Source organism: Roseisalinus antarcticus, from assembly GCF_900172355.1.
Taxonomy (GTDB): Bacteria; Pseudomonadota; Alphaproteobacteria; order Rhodobacterales; family Rhodobacteraceae; genus Oceanicola; species Oceanicola antarcticus_A.
The window spans coordinates 1-3,065 of record NZ_FWFZ01000093.1 but is presented as its reverse complement, the minus strand read 5'-3'; the positions used below and the strand labels follow the sequence as shown (position 1 = coordinate 3,065).

The 3,065-nt window shown below is 69.6% G+C and carries 3 protein-coding genes; all 3 read right to left on the bottom strand.

Features of this window, described 5'->3' with window-relative positions; all coding sequences use genetic code 11:
• A partial coding sequence (locus ROA7023_RS23205) for an FAD:protein FMN transferase (RefSeq protein ID WP_143535734.1) occupies positions 1-296 on the bottom strand: 296 nt, incomplete at its 3' end.
• A complete protein-coding gene (locus ROA7023_RS23200; protein WP_085881314.1) occupies positions 277-2,484 on the bottom strand; it encodes a PepSY domain-containing protein in 2,208 nt (735 codons plus the stop codon). The genes ROA7023_RS23205 and ROA7023_RS23200, both read right to left, overlap by 20 nt.
• A 12-nt stretch (positions 2,485-2,496) precedes the next feature.
• On the bottom strand, positions 2,497-2,967 hold the full coding sequence (locus ROA7023_RS23195) for a DUF2271 domain-containing protein (protein ID WP_085881313.1): 471 nt from the start codon (positions 2,965-2,967) through the stop codon (positions 2,497-2,499).
• Positions 2,968-3,065 lie beyond the last annotated feature (98 nt).

Genomic DNA, 3,065 nt, shown 5'->3' with positions numbered 1-3,065 from the left:
ATGTCGAAAGCCCCGCCCGAGGCTCGCCCGATCTCGAGCGCGAGGCCCAGAACCTCCCGCAGCCGATCCGGAACCGCCACCGAGGCGCCAACAGGCGCTGCGTTCAGACGCATCAGATCGCTGCCCGCGTTCCATGTGGACATCTGCGCGTCGACCTCGCCCGTGGCCGCCTGCAGCGCCGCCTGGACCGGCGCCGGATCGAAGCCACTAGGCGCGAAGAAGAGCGCCGACCAGCGCGTGCCCATGGTCGGGCCGTTCAGGGCAAAGCGCACCCTCTCAGTAGACATCTTCGACATACCGTCCCTCCGCCTTCAGAACCGCTGGCGTGAGTCCGGTCGGTGCAAGGATCTCGGCCAGCGTATCCGCCACGCCCGCCGCCATGTCGCGTCCGCCGCAGACCATCACGCGGGCTCCGTCCCGGATGAGCTGAGCGACCAACGCTGCGTCACCGCGCAGCGCGTCCTGCACATAGTGGGGCTTTGCCCCGCGCGAGACAGCCGTGACCAGACGGGTCAGACGGCCCTCGTCCTGCCAGCCGCGCAACTCCTCGCCGTAGAAGAAGTCGCTGTCGGGATGACGCATGCCGAAGAACAGATGAACGGGCCGCTGCCGCGCATTGCCGCGCACGAAGCCCGCCAGAGGTCCGATGCCTGTGCCTGCGCCGATCAGGATCAGCGGCGCCTGCGCCGGGCCAGGTGTGAAGCCGGGATTGCGGCGGAGGAACGCCATCACGGTCTGTCCGGGTTCCAGCGCGGTCAGCTGCGAGGACGCAAGGCCACCGGGATGCTTCTTGACCACGATCTCGATGAATCCGTCCCGGCGCGCGGAGGCGAGCGAGTAGAGACGCGGCACGGAGCTCCCTTCGGGCATGATGCCGATCAGGTCGCCTGCGTCGAACCGGGCGAATCCGGCCCCGACGACCCGCTGCCAGAGCGTCGCGCGCGGCAGGGCGAAGCGCAGGATCGCGGTTGGGGCCTGCACGTCTGCGCCGTAGTCCCGCCGCGAGACGAGGGTCAGCGTCTCGGTTGCCGGGCGAGCGGGCTGGTGGGATAGTTTCAGATCGATACCCAGCACCTCCCCGAGGGCGCGGCCCCAGCGGGCGAAGTCCTGCGGCGACTGACGGTCGATGGTGTCGATGGCCATGAGCTGCGGCCAGCCCTTCGCCTGCGTGGCTGCCGCGACAGCCTTGGCGAAGGCGCAGTAGGCCGGAAAGCTGCGGTCGCCGAAGCCGAGAACGGCGAGGGCTGTGTCGGGTGCGTGGTCGGCTGCTGCCAGCCGGTCGAGAAAGCCCTTGGCCGAGGCAGGCGCCGCGCCGTCGCCATAGGTTGCGGCCAGCACGATGATCCGGTCGGCCGCGGCATAACGTTCCGGTGCGAAGGCGGACATGGGGGCTGCGTGCACGCTCTGTCCGGCCTCGGTCAGCGCGGCGTGGAGCGTCGCGGCGAAACCCCAGGTGCTGCCACCCTCGCTGCCGACGAGCAGGATCGTCTCGGCGCGTCCCGCGGGCTGATTGCCCAGGATGCGCGGCCGCCCGCGCCGTCCCGCGAGCCAGACGATAACGCCGGTCACGCCCATGGCCGGGACGCCGAGCGCCATAAGCCCCAGAACGAGGCCGAGCGTCGCCGCTCCCTGTCCGGTGTGCAGCATGTAGATGGTCTCTGACACGCGTTCCCATCCGGTCAGGTCGGTCCAGGCCAGCAGCGCACCGGTGCCTTGATCGAGATACCCGGTGCCCCGGTCGGTCTTCAGCGTGAAGGCGTCCGTCGCATCGCCGGGATAGGGAAAGCTCAGCTCGCGCAGCTCGGCGACGGGCGTCTCTCCCAGAAGAACCATCCGATCGGGTGCGAACCCCATCTCGCCGCTCACCTCGGCCGGGAACGCTGAGGCTGCGCCGCCATCGGGAATCAGGTCGAAGGTGGACGCCGTCATCCACAGGGCGGTGGTGGACGACAGAACTAGGCCGACCACCGCGATGCGGGCGATCTCGACATGCAGCCGGCCAGCAAGGGGTCCGCGCAGCCGGGCGAACCAGTGCCGCCAGCCGCCGGTTCGCCGCGCCATGAGCGCCGCGCCGGAGAGCGAGAGGACCAGCATGGCGGCGGCACCCGCAGCCATGGCGATGCGTCCGCCATCGCCGAGGAACAGCGAGCGGTGCAGGTTGGTGAGCCAGCGCTGCGTCTGGTTGGGATCGGCCGAGGCCACGCCCTGACCCGTGGCAGGGTCGATCACGGCCGCGCCCGGCGTGCCCTGATTGAACCAGTAGGCCATGATCCGGCCCGAGGGTGCGCGGCGGATCTGCTCGACGCCGGGATAGGCGCCCTGGATGCGATCCGCGAGGATGGCGACCGTCATGCCCGCCTCGGCCTGAGGCGCGGCAATCCGCTCGGCCGCAGGGAAGACCGACAGCGCCGCGCCACTCAGGGAAAGGACGGTGACGAGTGCGAGGGCCAGCAGACCCGGCCAGCGATGGAGTGCACGGATCATGGCCCTCACCCCTCACATGTCGTAGGCAAAGCTGGCGATATACCGCCGGCCCTGCACCAGCGTCCCCGCGCCATCGGTCGTGAGCGGGACGGCCACCTCGTTCGGGCTGTCGCGCATGTCCTCGACGGCCGCGTCGATGTGGAGCGTGTAGCCCGCGTCGAACAGCGCGTCGGCCAGGTCGAGCGTGATCTCGAGCGTGCGGCCCGCGCCGACGCTGGCGCCGGTGATGCCGTTGACCTGCGCGGTGTCGCCGCCGGTGGCGCGATACCAGTCGCTCAGATGCTCGTAGTACTTCGACTTGCCGCCGGCCATCCACAGGCTGCCGACATAGGCGCCCGAGGCGTCGGTGACGTAGAGCGCGAGATAGGCGCCATCGCCGCCATAATTGTTCAGGGTCGTGGTGAGTGTCACCGGCCTCGCCATGGCGAGGCCGGGAAGCGTCAGCGCCGTGGTGAGCGCGAGCGTTGCGAGAAGAGATTTCATGGGTTTGGGTCCATTTTCAATGACAGGGGGCTCGACCGGGCTCAGTTCACCTGGACCTGCGGCGGAGCGCCGTTTCCAAAGAGCTCGTTCTGCGGAGG

What these genes read in the sequence shown, in the direction of transcription:
- ROA7023_RS23195 (WP_085881313.1), bottom strand. Translation starts at nt 2,967, where the DNA reads ATGAAATCTCTTCTCGCAACGCTCGCGCTCACCACGGCGCTGACGCTT.
- ROA7023_RS23200 (WP_085881314.1), bottom strand. Translation starts at nt 2,484, where the DNA reads ATGATCCGTGCACTCCATCGCTGGCCGGGTCTGCTGGCCCTCGCACTC.